Raw genomic sequence first — 17,882 nt, forward strand, 5'->3', positions numbered from 1 at the left:
GCCGTTCTCATCCGGTGCCCGACGTGGCGGACGTTCGGATTCAACGATAAAGGAGTGTCCTGATGATGCATATCACGCTGATTTACGCCGGCCTGCTCGGGCTCTTGTTCCTGCTGCTCTCCTTCTGGGTGGTCAAGCGCCGCGCCCAGTTCAGGGTGATGATAGGGGAGGGGGAAGCCCCCGAGATGCTGGCCGCGATCCGCGCCCACGGCAACTTTGCCGAGTACGTGCCCCTCACCCTGCTGTTGATGGCCCTGTGCGAACTGGCGGGGGTCGGGGCGCTCTGGCTGCACCTGGGCGGTGTGCTGCTGCTGGTGGGTCGCATCCTGCATGCCATCGGCATCCAGATCCCCAGAGCTCCCAACATGCCGCGCCTCTTCGGCACCCTCTTCTTCTGGCTGTCGCTGGGGATGTTCTCGGTGCTGGCCCTGGTGCAGGGGCTCTCGGCAAGCTGAATGTCATCCCGCAACACCACCCCGCCACGGGGTGGTTTTTTGTGGCAGCCAAGTCAAACGTTTTCCTCGCAAACCCTTGTCTATACTGACCTCAAAATTCAATCGTGCGACTTTTCGGCGTGGTGGATTGTGTTAAAATCCCGCCCCTCTTTTCCCCAGAGCACAGAAGATTGCCATGAAATTTCCCGGTCAGCGCAAGTCCAAACACTACTTCCCGGTCGACAGACGTGATCCCCTGATCCCGCAGAATTCCCAGCTCACCGAACTGGGCAAGGCCTATGTAGTGGGCATCGATCAGACTCTGGTGGATATCGAAGCCCATGTGGACGAAGACTTCCTGAACCGGTACGGCCTGAGCAAGGGCCACTCCATGCTCATCTCCGACGAAGTGGCGGAGCTGGTCTACGACGAGCTCAAGGCCAACAACATGGTGGTGAGCGAATTTGCCGGCGGCACCATCGGCAACACCATGCACAACTACTCCGTGCTGGCGGACTCCCACTCCATCCTGCTTGGCGTCATGAGCCAGGACATCCGCATCGGCAGCTATGCCTACCGCTATCTGTGCAACACCTCCTCCCGGGTCAACCTCGACTACCTGCAGCCGGTGGACGGCCCGGTCGGGCGCTGCTTCACCTTCATCACCGAAGGGGGAGAGCGCAGCTTTGGCATCAACGCCGGCAAGATGGATCACCTGGATGTGGACCACATCCCCGAGACCATCATCAAGGAGGCCTCGGCCCTGGTGATCACCGCCTACCTGGTGCGCGGCGCCGACGGCACCCCCATGAAGGAGGCCGCCATGGCCGCGGTGCGCTATGCCCGCGAGGCCGGGGTGCCTGTGGTGCTGACCCTGGGCACCCGCTTCGTCATCGACGAGAATCCCCAGTGGTGGCGCGATTTCATCAGCGAGAACGTGACCGTGCTCGCCATGAACGAGGACGAGGCGGAGGCCCTGACCGGGATAAAGGATCCCCTCGGCGCGGCCGACAAGGCGCTGGACTGGGCGGACATGGTGCTCTGCACCGCCGGCCCCATCGGCCTCTACATGGCGAGCTACACCGACGAGGACTACAAGCGCGAGACCACCCACACCCTGCTGCCCGGCGTCATCCCCGAGTTCAACATGTACGAGTTCAGCCGCCCCATGGCCCGGGACAAGTGCCGCAAGCCTGCGCGTATCTACTCCCACATCTCCCCCTACATGGGCGGCCCGGAGAAGATCAAGAACACCAACGGGGCAGGGGACGGGGCGCTGTCCGCCGTGCTGCACGACATGGTGGCGAACGCCTACCACCGCATGAACGTGCCGAACTCCGCCAAGCATCTCTCGGAATTCCTGACCTACTCCTCTCTGGCCCAGGTGTGCAAGTACGCCAACCGGGTGAGCTACGAGGTGCTGGCCCAGAGCAGCCCGCGCCTCTCCCGCGGGTTGCCGGAGAAGGAAGACAGCCTGGAAGAGGTGTACTGGGAGCGGTGATACCTCTTCCTGTCGACCACGAGAAAGGGTGCCACTGGGCACCCTTTCTTGTTTTTGGGGCTGGATCATGTTTTTGGCATCGCTTTTGCTGACATCGTGGACAGCCCGCGTCGCGGCGGCATACCTTGTGTTAAGGATATGTAGCTGCTGCGGGGCGAGGGTATGTTGAGACAATGGAGTATCGGTCGGCGTCTGTCGCTGGTGACCCTGATGGTGCTGGCGCTGCTGGGACTGCTGCTGTTCTTCTGCCTGCAGATCTATCAGCAGGGGCTGATGGGGGAGAAGAGCCGCCAGACTCAGGCTCAGGTGGATACCGCCTACAGCCTGGTGGCGGGGCTGGAAGCCAGGGTGCGCAAGGGGGAGATGGACGAGGCGAGCGCCAAGGCCGAGGCGCTGGCGCTGATCAAGGGGTTGCGTTACGGCAACGATGACTATTTCTGGATCAACGACAGCCACCCCACCATGGTGATGCACCCCATGAAACCCGAGCTGGACGGCAAGGATCTCTCCGGGGTGGAGGACAAGCAGGGGCTCAGGCTGTTCGTCGCCTTCGCCGATCTGGCGCGGGCCCAGGGCGCGGGGGAGGTGGCCTACTACTGGCCCAAACCGGGGGTGGACGAACCGGTACGCAAGATCTCCTACATCAAGCGCTTCGCCCCCTGGGACTGGATCATCGGCACCGGCGTCTATGTGGACGACGTCGAGGCCCAGTACCGGGAGGTGCTGCACACCCTGCTGGGGATCGGGCTGGTGCTGGCCCTCCTGCTGTTTGCCGTGGTTGGCCTCATTGTGCGCAGCATCGTCGTACCCCTCTCCCGCTCGGTCTCGGCCCTTGGCAACATCGCCAGGGGGGAGGGTGATCTGCGGGTACGTCTGCCGGAGTCGGGGCGTGACGAGCTGAGCCAGCTCAGCATCAACTTCAACCTCTTCGCCAGCCAGATGGCGCAGCTGGTGGCCCGCAGCCAGCAGATAGCGGATCAGAACCGGGTGCATGCCCACCAGCTGGCCGAGGTGGTGGAGCGTACCGGCGCCATCGTCACCGGCCAGGAGCAGGATACCCTGCGGGTGGCCAGCGCCATGGAGCAGATGACGGTGAGCAGCCGCGAAGTGGGCCAGCACGCGGCCCAGGCCGCCGACGCGGCGGACTCGGCCCTCAATCTGGCCCAGCATGGCCGCGAGGTGGTGGTCCAGACCCGGGAGTCCATCAGCCAGCTGGCGGACGAGATGGTGGAGACGGTACAGGCGGTGAGCCGCCTCGAGCAGGAGACTCAGCAGATTGGCTCCGTGCTCGACGTCATTCGCGGGGTGGCGGAGCAGACCAACCTGCTGGCCCTCAACGCCGCCATTGAAGCGGCACGGGCCGGGGAGCAGGGGCGCGGCTTTGCGGTGGTCGCCGATGAGGTGCGTACCCTGGCGACCCGCACCCACAGCTCCACCGACGAGATCCGGCAGATGATCCAGCGGTTGCAGGAGGGGGCCGGCAAGGTGGTCAGCGGCATCAGCCAATTACAGCAGCTCTCCCGCGCGACGGCGGACAGGGCCGGCGATGCGGATGTCGCCATCAATGCCATCGATGGATCCGTCCACACCATTACTGCCATGAATGGGCAGATTGCCACGGCGGCGGCGGAGCAGAGTCGAGCGGCGGAGGAGATCAACCAGCGGTTGGTGGCCATCACCCAGCTGGCGGCGGATGCCCTGGCCCAGAACCGGCTGACCGAGCAGGCATCCGGGCAACTGGCGCTGGCCTGCGACGAGCTGGGGGCCCTGGTGGCGAAATATCGCATCTGACGGCCTTTATCCCCGCTTTTTCGGGATAAGGCTTGAGTCTGGGGGGCTTTTGGGACACCATCTGCCCCATTCTCGGCCAGCCCTGGCCGACAGCCTGCCATTGCTTTGCAAGAGAGAGACCCCATGAGCAAACTAACTGACAATCTTGACGCCAATTTCCAGCTGTTCATCGAAGAAGTCCGCGAGTCGGGTCAGGTGTGGGGTCTGCGCTACGGTGAAGATTGGGTGGTGTGCCGCTCCGCCGAGTTCGAAGATGCGGACGTGATGCCGCTCTGGTCCGCCGAAGGGGATGCCCGCCTGCACTGCGTGGACGAGTGGGCGGATTACGAGCCGGAAGTGATCGAGCTCGAAGAGTTCCTGGACATCTGGATCAACGATCTGGACGAGGATGACGTGCTGGTCGGCCCGAACTGGAACGCCGATCTGGAAGGTCAGGAGCTCGAGCCCATCGAGCTGGCCAAGGCGCTGGTGGAACTGGACGCCTGAGTCTGCCGTCCTGCCGGATTGTGATGAGCCGGCCCCCGGAAGGGGGCCGGTTTTTTTATGGCCGCCATGGGCCATGAAAAGGCGATTTGCCTTTGCACCCGTCCCGGGGATGGGTCATCATCAACCCTTTGCCGATCGGGAGGTGCCATGTTTGTCTTTGACGTGACCACGAAGGCGGGGGCGCAGGGGAGGATCCAGGTGCAGGCGCTGGACTGGAGCCAGAGCGGCCCGGTGAGCTTTCAGTGTGACAGCGACGAGCTGGCCCTGGTGCTGCTGAGCGGGTGCCGCTGCGATGCCGTGGGGTACTTCAATCTGCTGGGGGGCAGCAAGCCGCTCTACGTGGAGCAGTGGCTCACCTATTTGCAGGAGCGTGGCCAGCTGGAGAAGGTCACGGCCCGCCAGGAGAGCCCGTCCCAACCCGATTACCTGACCCGGGCCGGGCTGGCGGACGACGAGCTCAATGCCCTGCTCGGCCAGATCTACAAGGTGGCCGGGTTCAACCGCCTGCAGATCAACCGCTACCTGAAGCATCGCCACAACCCGACCATGCTGGCGACCCGTTACGATCAGAAGGAGCTGGAGCGTTATCGCCAGCTCAACGACATCATTCTGACCCTGTTGAAGCTGAAACCGTCTCCGTGAAGATCCCCATCTGACCGATCTCCGGCCCCAGCTCCTGGGGCCGGGCGATGAGGTAGCCCTGCAAGCCGTCCACATACATGCTCTGCAGCATCTGCTTCTGGCCTATCTGTTCCACCCCTTCCGCGATCACCAGGCAGCCCATGCGATGGGAGACGTCGACGATCATCCGCACGAACTGCTGATTGGTGAGATCCTGCTCCAGCTCGGTGATGAGACCGGGGTCCAGCTTGATGTAGTCGGGTTTGAGCTCGCGAAACAGGCTGAAGGAGCCGATCCCCTTGCCGAAGTTGCAGATGGCCGAGCGGCTGCCGTGGCGCCTGAGCAGCTCGAACAGCCGCCTGGACCCGGTCAGGTTGCGCTCCAGGTGCTCCTCGTCGAGCTCGAACACCAGGTTGGCCCCGATGTCGGGGTCTTTTTGCAACTGGTGATCCAGCCAGATGAGAAAGGCGCTGTTTTGCAGCAGGGAGCCCGGCAGATTGAGACCCCATCGGCTGTTGTGGCCTCCGAAGGCGCGGTATTGGCGGATGACATGGCGGATCACCATCTGGGTCAGGCGCAGTACCATGTCCAGCCGCTGCGCCATGGCGAGCAGGGTATCGCTTGGCAGCACGGTGCCGTCGCTGCTGCTGAAACGGGGATAGATCTCGTGATAGGCGAGCATGCCGCGATGCAGGGGCTGGATGGGCTGGCAGGTGAAGCTGACGCTCTCCTGCTCCAGCAGATCGGTCAGCACCTGGGTCCAGTGACGCTGACCCTGCACCTCGACCACCTCGTCGTTCTGCTGGATGGCCCAGCCATTGACCACCTCCGTCTGGGCGCGGGCCAGCGCGAGATCCGCCCGGGCCAGAATGGCCTCTATCTTCTGCTCGCTGCTCAAGCGGGTCATGCCCGAGTAGGCGGCGCTCTCGAGCTCGTGATCGTGCTGATAGCGATCGAAGGCGAGCTTCAGATCCCGTCCCAGCAGATGGGGCGGGATCTGGGCCAGGGGAGGCAGCAGGACGGCAAAATCGGCCCCCGAGATGCGATAGACCCGGTGGCCCGGGAAGCGGCTGACGGTGTGGCTGATGAGGGCGGCGATGTCCCGGATGTAGGCATCCCCGGACTGGAAGCCGCGCTGGGCGTTGAGGGTCCCGAGCTCGGTGGCGCGGATGAGCACCAGGATGGCGGTCTGGGTGTTTTCCTGTTGCAGCAGCTCGGTCAGATCGCGCCGGAAGGCGTGGCGGTTGCCAAGGCCCGTCATCTCGTCCCGGGTCGCCTGATTGTGCAATTCGGTGATCTGGCGGTGGGCATCGATCTCGGCCTCATTGAAGGACGCAAGGAGCTGGAGCAGAGCCGTTTGTGCCTGTACGCTGTCGAGCATGGCGGGATCCCGCTGCTGCAGCGCCAGCAGCCAGCGTTGCTCCTGCCTTGCCTTTTCCCCACGGCGCACGCTGTGGGTGAGAAAGAGCAGCAGGGCGAATCCCGTCAGGGTGGTCATCAGGACCAGCAGCAGGGTGAGCGGTGAGGCGGGGGGGGCGAGCAGCACTCCCTGCAACAGCAGCATGGGAATGCAGACCAGTGCGCTGACCAGCAGCAGGTTTCCCTCATGTTTATTCAACATCGTTTCATCTCTTGATGATGTTCATGATGTAGAAATTCTAACCAAGTCGCTGGCGCAAAACATGAGTACTCACGCAACTCCACGATAAAGCGCCGGCGGAATGCAACTAAATGTGAGTGAAAACACTTTCATGGTCTGTAAAAAAAAGCGAAGATGGGTTGAAAACAGCCCCAACAGAGCAGAGGTAGATATGTTGCTAGAACCCGTAGACACCGCCAAAGCACGGCAACTATTGAATCAGAGTATGGCCTTGGTGCTCGCAGGGGGACGGGGCAGCCGCCTGAAGCAGTTGACCGATAACCGCGCCAAGCCCGCCGTCCACTTTGGCGGCAAATTCCGTATCATCGACTTCGTGCTCTCCAACTGCATCAACTCCGGCATCCGCCGGGTGGGTGTGGTGACCCAGTACAAGTCCCACAGCCTGTTGCGCCACCTGCAATCGGGCTGGTCTTTCCTGCGTTACCAGATGAACGAGTTCATCGACTTGCTGCCCGCCCAGCAGCGGGTGGACGAGGTGCACTGGTATCGCGGCACCGCAGACGCCATCTACCAGAACGTCGACATCATCCGTGACTACGGTCCCAAGTACATCGTGGTGCTGGCGGGGGATCACATCTACAAGATGGACTACGCCGCCATGCTGCTCGATCACGTGCGCCTCGGTGCCAAGGTGACGGTGGCCTGTATCGAGGTACCGCGCTGCGAGGCATCGGCCTTCGGCGTGATGGACATCGACGAGCAACGCAAGATCCGCGCCTTCGTGGAGAAACCGGCCAATCCGCCCGCCATGCCGGGCTGCGAGGATCGCTCGCTGGCCTCCATGGGCATCTACATCTTCGAGGCGGAGTACCTCTACCAGTTGCTGGAAGAGGACATCCACAATCTGGAGTCCAAGCACGACTTCGGCATGGACGTGATCCCGCGCATCGTGGGCGAGGGCAAGGCCTTTGCCCACCCGTTCAACATGTCCTGTGTCGGGGCCAAGGAGGGGCAAAAACCCTACTGGCGTGACGTGGGGACCCTGGATTCGTTCTGGGAGGCGAACATGGACCTTGCCTCCGTGGTGCCCGAGCTCGACATCTATGACGAGAACTGGCCCATCTGGACCAGCCAGAACATGTCGCCACCGGCCAAGTTCGTGCAGGACAGAAACGGCCAGCACGGCATGACCATCAACTCCATGTTTGCGGGGGGCTCCATCGTGAGCGGCTCCTTCGTGCTCAACTCGGTGTTGTTCACCAACGTGCGGGTGCACTCCTTCTGTACCCTGGATCAGGCGGTGATCTTCCCCGGGGTCGAGATCGGGGCTGGTTGCCGCTTGCGCCGGGTGGTGGTGGACAAGGGGTGCAAGCTGCCAGACGGCCTGGTGGTGGGGGAGAACGCGGACGAGGATGCACGCCGCTTCTACCGCTCCGAGCAGGGCATCGTGCTGGTGACCAAGCCGATGCTGGCCAAGCTCGGCTAACCTCGTCGACACAGACAAAAAAAGGGAGCCCTGGGCTCCCTTTCTATTGGTGGTCGATTTATTTCTCGCTGACTAGGGCCTTGCCGGCCATCACCATGGCGGTGCCATGCTTGCCACCGGCGGCGGTCACTTGCGGGACGCCATCTTCGTCGGTGTCGCTGCCGGCACCCTCGATGACGTTCTCGCCGGAGTCGCCGACCCATTCGGCCATCTGCATGCCGCCGTTGACGGTGCCGCGGAACCAGCTCACGTAGCGCTGGGTCAGCTGTGCCAGCTCAAGCTCGGGTGCCTTCTCGGCCCCTTCGTTGCGCAGGTTCAGCATGGCAGAGCGCAGGGCGCCGGAGATGGCGGCCTGGGTCCAGGGGGTGTATTCACCCTGCTTGCCGGCGAGCCAGGTTCCGGCCTTGGCATTGAAGTAGGCCTTGTCGGCGGCGATGAAGAGCTCGCGCGCCGCGGTGCGGTACTTGGCATCCGAGGTGGCCAGGAAGGCGGCGGTCAGGCCGCGGATGGCGGCGAACTGCGCGTCGATGGACTGACCGGCGTCAAGCTTACCGCCCAGGGTCAGACCGTCATGGACCAGGCCGTTCTTGCCCTTGAGGTTGGCGAGGATGAAATCGGCCTGCTTGCGGACCAGTGCGATCGCCTGCTCACCCTGTGGGGTCTTGAGGTTCAGCTCGCCATTGTCACCGGCGGAGTAACCCACCGGCAGCGCATCCTGGGCGCGCTGGAAGATCTGTAGGGCGACCAGAGCGTAGGCGGCGTCGAAGGTAGTGACGTGCCCGGCCTGTTTGCCAGCTTGCCAGCTGTCGACCAGGGTGCCAGCCTTGGGCTCGAAGTGCAGGGCCTGCAGGTTTTTGAAGGTGAGGTTGGAGAGGTTCAGGGCCAGGGAGAAGGCATCGCTGCCCGCCACCGCCTTGCCCAGATCGTTGGTCTGGTTGGCAGCCGGAGCGGCGGCGAACGGGGCACCATCAAACACGGCGTGGAAGGCCGGGTTCTGGTTGGTGTTGGCCGTGCGCTGATCGCTGAAGGCGTAGAACTCGGAGAGGGGCCACAGCAGCATCCAGGCGTCGCGCAACTGGGCGGAGCCGTCCACGACCTCCAGCTTGCCGATGGCACCGGCGTCGTTCTTGCTGGTCTCGGTCACTTTCACCTGATGAGGGAAGTAGACAACCCCCTTGGCCGGATCGTACTGCGGGGTGATTTTGGCGCCCAGGGTCTTGCCGTCAAAGCCGAGCTGACCCTGCAGGATGGCCAGCTTGTCGATGGACTGCTCGGTCAGCATCATGCCGTTGAAGCCGTCGGCGGCAGAAACCCCCAGCTTGTGCTTGCCGTCCTGATCCATGGTGGCGGACGCGGCTTCCACCTCTTCATCGGTCTCGGCTACGTGCATGCCGCCGAGGAAGTCCTGGGACCACATCACTTCCTTGAGCAGGATGCCGCCCACGGCGGCCGGGACCAGCAGGTTGTCACTGCCGCTCCAGCGCAGGGTGGCGTAGTCGCGGAAGTAGGCGGGGACCTGGGTCTTGACGCTCTTCTCGTTGCCCTTGGCGGTCTTGATGGTGATCTGGTCACCGTTGACCGGGGTGGCGTTCACGGCCTGGGCGAACTCCGGGTTGGCGGAGGCGTAGGGCAGGGAGAGGGGATACATGCCCTGGGGAATTTCATCGGCGGGGAAGCCGACGGCCTCGGCCATGGCCAGTACCCGTTTGCCCAGGTCGGCCAGGGTGCCGCCACGGGCCTGGTTTTGCGGCCCGTTTACCAGATGGGGGCCCATGCCGGACTGGTAGTTGAGGGCGTACATTGCCTCTTCGGAGTATTCATAGGATTCGATGCCGGCGGCGAAGTCGAACGGGGTCGGCTCGTCGGCGCGGTTGGCGTCCAGCACATCCAGATCCAGACCAAGGGCCTCGGCCAGCGGCTCGCCGGAGAGCTCGAATTCGGTGTAGGCCAGCATGTTGGCGGCGGTGTTGAACGTCTTGTCCTCCACCTTGACGGCAGCCTGTGCGGCGCTGCTGAGGAGTGCGCAGGCGATCGCCTGCACCAGTACGGTTTTTCTCATGTCCTTCTCACCATATTGTTGATTTTATTATGACGCTTCTCATGAATCTAAATGAGAATGGTGTGCATTATGGGGCAAAGGGCGGGGCTTGAGAAGAAAAAAACCGCGCCCCGGTGGGGTGAAGAGGAGAGGCGCGGCGGCAGGTGTCACATCAGTTTGAAGGGGATGACCAGTCGGCCCGGCTCCACCTTGAGGGCTTCGACCTTCTCCTTGATCCGCGCCTCGTTCTGGCGGCTGCCATCGAGCCGGTAGACGGGGGTTTGGGAGAGGAACAGGGAGAGGGACTGGTTGAAGGTGGGCAAGAGCGGGGAGAGGGCGGTGCCCACGTCCGCCGGCTCGGTCTTGACAGAGAGCAATTCGAGATCGCGCAGATAGATGGCGCCCTGCTCGGCCACGTAGTCGGGGCGGGCACTCAGGGAGAGGCGGATCTTCATCTGCTGGCTGCCCAGCGGGCTCGCCACCTGCAGCTCGCCGGCGGCATCCAGCTCGACCTTGTCGGCCTGGCTGCGGCCGATGCGGCTTTGCATGTCATCGAGTCGGATCTTGCTCGACATGATGCCGGGGATCCCCAGCTGTTTCTCGAAGGCGACTCGCTCCTTGAGGTACTGGTTGATCTCCCCTTCGCTGACGCTGTACTGGGTCAGCGAGCAGGCCGCCAGCAGCAGGGCGAAGGGAAGCAGAAGCAGGTGTTTCAACATGGGAGGGTTCCATTTTCGGGGCTGTCACAAGAGGTGGCGCCATCTTAGAGGCAAAGCGGGTTGGCCGCCAGTGGGGCCTCTATGACCGGTTTCTGTCGCATCCCCCATATGGGGATGGCAATCCGTTTTCATTCGAGTAGCTATTTCCCTTCACCGCCAGCAGGCCCGCCCTGGCGTCATCCCCGACATACCCACAGACAAGCTCCTGTTTTAACGATGCAAAATCCCATTGACCCCGCGATTTCAAAGCGAGTATTTTACCGCCGCACAAAGTCAAATTGATAATCATTATCATTTTGAATCTTCTTTGAGGGTATGACGTGAAGACTCGAGTAATGGACAATGGCACACCTGCCGAGGCGAAGATGTCGCCTGATTTCTTGTTTACCTCGTGTCAGGGCACGATCAGTGCCACTGACCTGGGGCAACCCATCACCACCCCCGCCTGCGAGTGGCCCCTGCTGGCACAGCAGATAACCCTGGCCCTCGATGCCGCCAGGGCTGCCGGCCAGAGCAACCCCCTGCTCATCGGTGCTTTTGCGTTTGATCCGGCAGAGGCTTCCTGCCTCTATGTGCCCGGCCGTTATGAGCGGAGCGAGAAACTGGCCCCGACAGAGCCGACACCGGCGACAGAAGTGGAGCAGACCGTCGAGGCCAACCGGGTCATCTCGGTGCAGAGCACCCCGCCGGCCAGCGAATTCCAGGCCTCGGTCAGTGCGGCGCTGGATGCGTTTGCACAAGGTCGGCTCGCCAAGGTGGTGCTGTCGCGCAAACTCACCCTTACCCTGCACCAGCCTGCCGACCCTAAGCAGGTGATGGCCCGTTTGATGGCCCAGAATCCCCACGCCTTCCACTTCTCCCTGCCGCTCGGCCAGGGTCGCCGCCTGCTGGGCGCTAGCCCAGAACTGCTGCTGCGGGTCAGCGGGGGAGAGGTGTTCACCCACCCGTTGGCGGGTTCCGCCCGTCGGGCGAGCGAACCGGCGCAAGACGAAATGGTGGCCCGGGATCTGCTGGCCTCTCGCAAGGATCAGCATGAACACAAGTTGGTGATCGACGAGATCCGCCGGGTGCTGACCCCCCACTGCCGCGAGCTGGCGATCCCCGCTCATCCCTCGCTGATGAGCACGGATACCCTCTGGCATCTGGGCACTCCCATCGCTGGCCGGCTCAATGGCGGCGAGGCGTCGGTGCTCTCCTTGGCCTGCCAGCTGCATCCCACCCCGGCCCTGTGCGGCTATCCCACCGAACTCGCCCGCCAGTTCATCCGCGAGCAGGAGCCCTTCCGGCGCGCCCTGTTCAGCGGCATCGTCGGGTGGTGCGACAGCCAGGGCAACGGTGAGTGGGCCGTGGTGATCCGTTGCGGCGTGCTCTATGGCCATCAGGTCGAGCTGTTTGCCGGCGCCGGTATCGTCGCTGGCTCGGATCCCGCCATGGAGTGGGCCGAGACCGGCACCAAGCTGGGCACCATGCTCAAGGCACTGGGCCTGAGTCCGGAGGTCGCGCAATGAGCGATACCAACCGCTTCCTGCCCTATACCCGCTGGCCCGACGAATTGGCCCAGCGTTACCGCACCAAGGGCTATTGGCGCGGCGAGCCGCTGACCGCCATGCTGGCGCGTCAGTGCGAACTGGCCCCCGACGCCGAGGCCATCCTCTGCGGCGAGCGGCGCTTGAGCTATGGCGAGCTGGACGCCGCCTCGAGCCGGCTGGCCGCAAATCTGGCCCGCCACGGCCTGGGGGTGGGGGATACCGCACTGGTGCAGCTCCCCAACGTGGCCGAGTTCTATCTGGTGTTCTTCGCCCTGCTCAAGGCCGGCATCGCGCCGGTCAATGCGCTCTTTAGCCACAACCGGCTGGAGCTTCTCTCTTATGCCGAACAGATCACTCCGCGCCTCTTTGTCGGCTCGCTGGCTCACCCGCTGTTTGCGAGCAAGGGTCGCGAGAGCGAGTTGCTGACAACCATCGGCGCCGAGCTGGTGCTGCTGGATGGTGACGCAGGAGAGCTGGGGCTGACCCGCTGGTTGGCGAAGGGGGCTGAGAGTGAGCCGGTGAAATCTGGCCCGACCCCGGCGGACGAGGTGGCTTTCTTCCAGCTCTCCGGTGGCAGCACCGGCACTCCCAAGCTCATCCCCCGCACCCATGACGATTACCTGTACAGCGTGCGCCGCAGCAATGAAATCTGTGAATTGGGGCCCCACACCCGCTATCTGTGTGCCTTGCCGGCGCCCCACAATTTCCCCCTGAGCTCCCCTGGTGCTCTGGGGGTGTTCGAGGCGGGCGGCACAGTGGTGCTCGCACCCGATCCCAGCCCCATCAGCTGTTTCCCGCTGATCGCCCGCCACAGGATCAATCTCACCTCGCTGGTGCCGCCGGCGGTGTCGCTCTGGTTGCAGGCCGCGGAAGCGGATCCCACTGCGCGCACTCAGCTCGAGAGCCTCGACTTGCTGCAAGTGGGTGGCGCCAAGCTGGGGGAGGCGGTCGCCAGCAAGATTGGGCCGCTGCTCGGCTGCCGGCTGCAGCAGGTGTTCGGCATGGCGGAAGGGCTGGTCAACTACACCCGGCTCTCTGATCCCGACGAGAAGGTCATTCACACCCAGGGCCGCCCCATGAGCCCGGACGACGAGGTGCGCATCCTCGATGAGGCGGGCAATCCGGTTGCCCCCGGCGAGCCTGGTGCCCTGCACACCCGCGGCCCCTATACCTTCCGCGGTTACTACCAGAGCCCGGCCCACAACGCCCGGGTGTTCGATGGCGAGGGTTTCTACTGCTCCGGCGATCTGGTGGTACAGGATGCCGATGGTTACCTCACCGTGGTGGGGCGGCAGAAGGATCAGATAAACCGGGGCGGCGAGAAGATCGCGGCGGAAGAGGTGGAAAACCAGCTGCTGCACCATCCGGCCATTACACATGCGGCCCTGGTCTCCATGCCTGACAGCGCCATGGGGGAGAAGAGCTGCGCCTTCATCGTCAGCACGGATCCCGCCTTGAAGCCGCTGGCCTTGCGCAAGTTTCTGCGCGAGCGCGGGGTGGCGGACTTCAAGCTGCCCGACCGTTTCGAAACTCTGGACGCCCTGCCCATGACGGCGGTGGGCAAGATTGACAAGCAGGGGCTGCGGGCGCGCATTGCGCACGCCATCGCCGCCAACCAGCCTCTACAGCATAAAAACTAGTAAGGAATCATGACGTTATGGCTATCCCAACCCTGAACAATTACGCCATGCCCAGCCAGTGGAAGGCCAACAAGGTCGACTGGTCTCTGGATCCCAAGCGCGCCGCCCTGCTGATCCACGACATGCAGGAGTACTTCACCGCCTTCTATGGCGAAAACAGCCCGCTGATCGCGGCGCTCACCGAGCAGCTGGCCGCCGTGCGCAAGCAGTGCAAGGCCCTCGGCATCCCGGTCTTCTACACCGCCCAGCCCAAGGATCAATCCCCTGAAGATCGCGCCCTGCTCAACGACATGTGGGGCCCGGGTCTCAACAAGCGGCCCGAGCAGCAGCAGGTGGTGGCAGCGCTGCGCCCGGAGCGTGACGACACCGTGCTGGTCAAGTGGCGTTACAGCGCCTTCCAGCGCTCCGAGTTGGAGCAGATGCTCAAAGCGCTGGGGCGGGATCAGCTGATCATCGGCGGCATCTACGGCCATATCGGCTGCATGATGACCGCCTGTGACGCCTTCATGCGCGACATCCAGCCCTTCTTCCTGGCGGACGGGGTGGCGGATTTCTCCCTGGCCGACCACCAGATGGCGCTCGACTACGTGGCGACCCGCTGCGGCAAGGTGATCCGCTGCGAGGAGGTGCTGGCCCTTGCCTCGGCCTCCGCTTCTGCCGCCCAGCCCACCAATCCGTTGCTGACGTATGAGGGGCTCAAGGCGCGGCTGCTGAGTCACATCGACGAGGACGAGGGGGAGTTTGACCCCGACGAGAACCTCATCGACTACGGTCTGGATTCGGTGCGGATCATGGCCCTGCTCACCGAGTGGCGCGCCGCCGGGGTGGAGCTCGGCTTCGTGGATCTCGCCAAGCTGCCGACCCTCAACGGCTGGTGGCGCCTCATCGAGGCCAAGCTGGCAGCCCAGGCCCTGGAGGTGGCCCCATGAACCGTTTCCCCTTGACCATCCCCCAGCAGGGGCTCTGGTCCGGACATCTGCTCAACGATGACAAGGCGATGTTCAACACCGCCGAGTGCATCGCCTTCGACGGCAAGGTCGAGGCGGCCGTGCTGGTCGCAGCCCTTGCCAAGGCGGTGGGGGAGTGCGAGGCGCTCAAGGGCCACTTCGAAGACGATAAGGAGGCGGTCTGCTTCGTCTCGCATGAGCTGCCCCTGGCCTATGAAGAGGTCTCCCTCGAGCGCGATGACGAGACGCTGGCCCGCGCCTGGGCCTGGGCCGATCTGCGCCGCCCGTTCGAGCTGACCCAAGAAGCGCCCTGCCGTTTCGCCCTGCTGCGCGGCCCCGGCCGCGATTATCTCTACAGCTGCGTGCACCACATCGCCCTCGACGGCTTTGGCACCACCTTGCTGTTCCAGCGCATCGCCGAACTGTATGCAGAGGGGCTGGCCGGTGAGATGAACTCCCCATCCCCCTTCGGCTCGTTGGCTGAAGTGCTGGCAGAAGAGGCGAGCCGCGAGCAGAGCGGCAAGAACGCCGCCGCCCGCGCCTTCTGGCAGGAGCAGCTGCAAGGCTGGCCCGAGGTGAAGTCCTTTGGCGAGACCCGCGCACCGATCGCCGCCGAATTTATCCGCGAGAGCCGTCCGCTGCCGGCGGCGCTCTGGCAATCCCTGACCGGCTTTGCCGACGAGCACAAGCTGGGTTGGCCCGATCTGCTGCTGGCCGGTCTCTCGGCCCAGCTGTCGCTGTCGAGCGGCCAGGATAAGACCCTGCTCGGCCTGATGATGATGAACCGCATCGGCTCGGCGTCGCTGACCGTGCCCTGCATGCAGATGAACATTACCCCGCTGGCGCTGACTCTGGGTGAAGAACTGGATCTGGCGGGAGCCGCTGGCGCCGTGGCCAAGGCCAAGCGCGGGGTGCGCAAGCACCAGCACTACCGCTACGAGCTGCTGCGCCGCGACCTTGGCCTGGTGGGGGGTGACAAACGCCTGTTCGGCCCGCTGGTCAACATCATGCCGTTCGATCACGCTCGCCGCTTCGGGCCGCTATCTGCCCATATTCTCAACATCAGCGCCGGGCCGGTGGAGGATCTCACCATCGAGGTGCAGGTCGGCGTCGATGGCCAGCCCAGACTGGATCTGGACGCCAACCCCGGCTGCTACCAGCAGGGGGATCTGGCTGCCATCGCCGATACCCTGTTTGCCCTGCTGGGCCGCTGGCTGGCCGAGCCCACCCAGACTCTGGGGGCGCTCAAGGCCGACTGGCTGGCCGAGCAGCGAGCCAGCGCCCTGATCGCCGGCCCCTCCCATGAAGTGATCAAGGCTCGGCCTGTGCTGGAGGCGCTCTGCCATTTCGCCGCCCAGACCCCGGACAAGATTGCCTTGATTCAGAGCTCGGCGCAGGGAGAGGCCCGCTTCAGCTACGAGGCGCTGCTGGCCAGATCCGAACAGATGGCGGCCGCCCTGCAGGCCGCAGGCGTCGCCCCCGGCGACAAGGTGGGGGTCATGCTGGCCCGCACCCCCCAGGCCATCTTCGCCCAGCTGGCGGTGTTGCTGGCGGGCGCCGTCTACGTGCCGCTCGACCCCGAGCAGCCGCTGGAGCGCCAGGGCCATATTCTGCGGCTGGGGGAGGTCAAGACCCTGATCACCCAGGCCGAGTACCGCCACAAGCTGGCCAGCCTGTTTGAGGGGCGCACGCTCCTGGCGGGGGATCTGGTGAGCGATAACCGCTTGAACCAGCCGGCCGCCGGCCGTGCCGTCGCCTACCTGATGTTCACCTCGGGCTCGACCGGCCTGCCCAAGGGGGTGGCGGTGAGCCACGGCGCGCTGGATCACTTCGCCGCCGCCGCCCGCTGCCGTTATCACCTGGATGAAGACGCGCGGATGTTGCAATTCGCCCCCTTCAACTTCGACGCCAGCATCGAGGAGGTGTTCGCCACCCTGAGCGCCGGCGCCACCCTGGTACTACGCACCGACGCCCTGCTCGAATCCATGCCCGCCTTTGCGGCCGGGGTGGAGCAGATGGGGATCACCCACCTCGACCTGCCCACCGCGTTCTGGAACGAGTGGGTGGTGGCATTGACGGCGGGTCAGGCCCACATTCCTGCCGGGCTTACCACCGTCATCATCGGCGGCGAGGCGGTCTACCCCGAGCAGCTGGCCCAGTGGCAGCGCCAGGGTCGCTCCGATGTGCGCCTGTTCAACACCTACGGTCCCACCGAAACGACCGTGGTGGTGACCACTCAGGAGCTGCAACAGGAAGACCCGAGCCAGGCCCAGTTGCCCATCGGTCTGCCGCTGCCCGGCATGCAGGCGCTCATTCTGGGGGCGGGGGAGCAACCCGCCGAGGAAGGCGAGCTGGTACTGCTCGGCCCGCAGCTGGCCAACGGCTATGTGGGGGGCGTACAAGGCAGCTTCGATACCTTGCGGGTTGGCGCGGAGCTGATGCCCGTCTATCGCACCGGCGATCGGGTGCGCCTGGTGTCCGGCCGGCTGGTCTACCTCGGCCGGCGCGACAACGAATTCAAGATAAGCGGTTATCGCATCCAGCCCGGCGAAGTGGAGGCCCAGCTGCTGGCCCTGCCCGGGGTGGATGAGGCCTGCGTGCAGGGGGTGAGCATCGGCAGCGTGCGCCGGCTGGTGGCCTTCGTGGCGGGGCCGGAGCGCGACAGCCGGGTCATCAAGGCGCAGCTGGCCAGGGTGCTGCCTGCCGCCATGATCCCCACCGACTATCGCCACTATGACCAGCTGCCTCGCACCGGCTCCAACAAGCTGGATCGCAAGGCCTTGCTGGCCGCCTACCAGGCGGGCGGCGAAGCCCTGACCCTGGGCAGCGAGACCGAGAACCGGGTCGGCGCCATCTGGCAGCAGATCCTGGGGCTCGCCACCATGGCGCCCACGGACAACTTCTTCGAACTGGGGGGCCAGTCCCTGCAGACCATCCAGATAGTCAACCGGCTCGGCGCCGAGTTCGGGGTGCAGGTCAAGGTCTCCGACGTGTTCGATCACCCGCGCCTCGACGACTTCTGCCGTTTCCTCGACGGCCTGCTTGCCGAGGACGAAGAGAGCGTGGAGATGGTGTGGTGATGGATAAGGA

The 17,882-nt window shown here is 64.3% G+C and carries 13 protein-coding genes; 10 read left to right on the forward strand and 3 right to left on the reverse strand.

Features of this window, described 5'->3' with window-relative positions; translation table 11 throughout:
- The first annotated feature begins 62 nt into the window (after positions 1–62).
- From C3F36_RS20255 to C3F36_RS20275, 5 genes are all read left to right on the forward strand, one after another.
- Positions 63–455 carry an MAPEG family protein gene (locus C3F36_RS20255; protein ID WP_104455791.1) on the forward strand — a complete coding sequence of 131 codons (393 nt, stop codon included), beginning with the start codon at positions 63–65 and terminating at the stop codon, positions 453–455.
- 175 nt (positions 456–630) lie between these two features.
- On the forward strand, positions 631–1,935 hold the full coding sequence (locus C3F36_RS20260; RefSeq protein WP_010674425.1) for an inosine/guanosine kinase: 1,305 nt from the start codon (positions 631–633) through the stop codon (positions 1,933–1,935).
- A 162-nt stretch (positions 1,936–2,097) separates the two neighbouring features.
- Positions 2,098–3,726 (forward strand): methyl-accepting chemotaxis protein, encoded by a 1,629-nt coding sequence (locus tag C3F36_RS20265; protein WP_233759680.1) that lies wholly within the window; start codon positions 2,098–2,100, stop codon positions 3,724–3,726.
- Positions 3,727–3,849: 123 nt separating this feature from the next.
- The gene (locus C3F36_RS20270) at positions 3,850–4,212 is read left to right on the forward strand and encodes a DUF2750 domain-containing protein (RefSeq protein ID WP_010674427.1); all 363 of its coding nucleotides are present in this window, start codon (positions 3,850–3,852) and stop codon (positions 4,210–4,212) included.
- 147 nt (positions 4,213–4,359) lie between these two features.
- Positions 4,360–4,854, forward strand: coding sequence for a hypothetical protein (locus C3F36_RS20275; protein ID WP_104455792.1), 495 nt, complete (start codon positions 4,360–4,362; stop codon positions 4,852–4,854).
- On the opposite strand, the gene C3F36_RS20280 is transcribed toward C3F36_RS20275, so the two are convergent.
- Positions 4,817–6,454, reverse strand: coding sequence for an EAL domain-containing protein (locus tag C3F36_RS20280; RefSeq protein ID WP_104455793.1), 1,638 nt, complete (start codon positions 6,452–6,454; stop codon positions 4,817–4,819). The genes C3F36_RS20275 and C3F36_RS20280 overlap by 38 nt on opposite strands.
- A 190-nt stretch (positions 6,455–6,644) precedes the next feature.
- On the opposite strand from C3F36_RS20280, the gene glgC reads away from it, so the two are divergent.
- Positions 6,645–7,919, forward strand: a complete 1,275-nt coding sequence (glgC, locus tag C3F36_RS20285; protein WP_010674430.1) for a glucose-1-phosphate adenylyltransferase — start codon at positions 6,645–6,647, stop codon at positions 7,917–7,919.
- Between the two features lie 58 nt (positions 7,920–7,977).
- On the opposite strand, the gene C3F36_RS20290 is transcribed toward glgC, so the two are convergent.
- Together C3F36_RS20290 and C3F36_RS20295 are read right to left on the reverse strand one after the other, a co-directional pair.
- Entirely contained in the window at positions 7,978–9,978 is a 2,001-nt protein-coding gene (locus tag C3F36_RS20290; protein ID WP_104455794.1) for a hypothetical protein, read from the reverse strand.
- Between the two features lie 146 nt (positions 9,979–10,124).
- A complete protein-coding gene (locus tag C3F36_RS20295) occupies positions 10,125–10,676 on the reverse strand; it encodes a lipoprotein (protein WP_104455795.1) in 552 nt (183 codons plus the stop codon).
- Between the two features lie 320 nt (positions 10,677–10,996).
- Here C3F36_RS20295 and C3F36_RS20300 point away from each other — a divergent pair, with 320 nt between their 5' ends.
- Genes C3F36_RS20300 through amoF form a run of 4 tightly spaced genes read left to right on the forward strand, consistent with a single transcriptional unit; the run spans position 10,997 to position 17,872 of the window.
- Positions 10,997–12,184 carry an isochorismate synthase gene (locus C3F36_RS20300; RefSeq protein ID WP_104455796.1) on the forward strand — a complete coding sequence of 396 codons (1,188 nt, stop codon included), beginning with the start codon at positions 10,997–10,999 and terminating at the stop codon, positions 12,182–12,184.
- On the forward strand, positions 12,181–13,845 hold the full coding sequence (gene amoE / locus C3F36_RS20305) for an amonabactin biosynthesis (2,3-dihydroxybenzoyl)adenylate synthase AmoE (protein WP_104455797.1): 1,665 nt from the start codon (positions 12,181–12,183) through the stop codon (positions 13,843–13,845). The genes C3F36_RS20300 and amoE overlap by 4 nt, the downstream gene beginning before the upstream one ends.
- 17 nt (positions 13,846–13,862) lie before the next feature.
- Positions 13,863–14,774: an amonabactin biosynthesis bifunctional protein AmoB gene (gene amoB / locus C3F36_RS20310; protein WP_104455798.1), complete on the forward strand. Its 912-nt coding sequence runs from the start codon at positions 13,863–13,865 to the stop codon at positions 14,772–14,774.
- Positions 14,771–17,872: an amonabactin biosynthesis non-ribosomal peptide synthetase AmoF gene (gene amoF / locus C3F36_RS20315; protein ID WP_104455799.1), complete on the forward strand. Its 3,102-nt coding sequence runs from the start codon at positions 14,771–14,773 to the stop codon at positions 17,870–17,872. Before amoB ends, amoF begins: the two co-directional genes overlap by 4 nt.
- Positions 17,873–17,882 lie beyond the last annotated feature (10 nt).

The organism is Aeromonas sp. ASNIH2 (assembly GCF_002934795.1).
GTDB classification, from domain to species: Bacteria; Pseudomonadota; Gammaproteobacteria; order Enterobacterales; family Aeromonadaceae; genus Aeromonas; species Aeromonas caviae.

Coding starts and splice junctions, on each gene's coding strand:
- C3F36_RS20255 (WP_104455791.1), top strand. CDS start 63: ATGATGCATATCACGCTGATTTACGCCGGCCTGCTCGGGCTCTTGTTC.
- C3F36_RS20260 (WP_010674425.1), top strand. CDS start 631: ATGAAATTTCCCGGTCAGCGCAAGTCCAAACACTACTTCCCGGTCGAC.
- C3F36_RS20265 (WP_233759680.1), top strand. CDS start 2,098: ATGTTGAGACAATGGAGTATCGGTCGGCGTCTGTCGCTGGTGACCCTG.
- C3F36_RS20270 (WP_010674427.1), top strand. CDS start 3,850: ATGAGCAAACTAACTGACAATCTTGACGCCAATTTCCAGCTGTTCATC.
- C3F36_RS20275 (WP_104455792.1), top strand. CDS start 4,360: ATGTTTGTCTTTGACGTGACCACGAAGGCGGGGGCGCAGGGGAGGATC.
- C3F36_RS20280 (WP_104455793.1), bottom strand. CDS start 6,454: ATGTTGAATAAACATGAGGGAAACCTGCTGCTGGTCAGCGCACTGGTC.
- glgC (WP_010674430.1), top strand. CDS start 6,645: ATGTTGCTAGAACCCGTAGACACCGCCAAAGCACGGCAACTATTGAAT.
- C3F36_RS20290 (WP_104455794.1), bottom strand. CDS start 9,978: ATGAGAAAAACCGTACTGGTGCAGGCGATCGCCTGCGCACTCCTCAGC.
- C3F36_RS20295 (WP_104455795.1), bottom strand. CDS start 10,676: ATGTTGAAACACCTGCTTCTGCTTCCCTTCGCCCTGCTGCTGGCGGCC.
- amoE (WP_104455797.1), top strand. CDS start 12,181: ATGAGCGATACCAACCGCTTCCTGCCCTATACCCGCTGGCCCGACGAA.
- amoB (WP_104455798.1), top strand. CDS start 13,863: ATGGCTATCCCAACCCTGAACAATTACGCCATGCCCAGCCAGTGGAAG.
- amoF (WP_104455799.1), top strand. CDS start 14,771: ATGAACCGTTTCCCCTTGACCATCCCCCAGCAGGGGCTCTGGTCCGGA.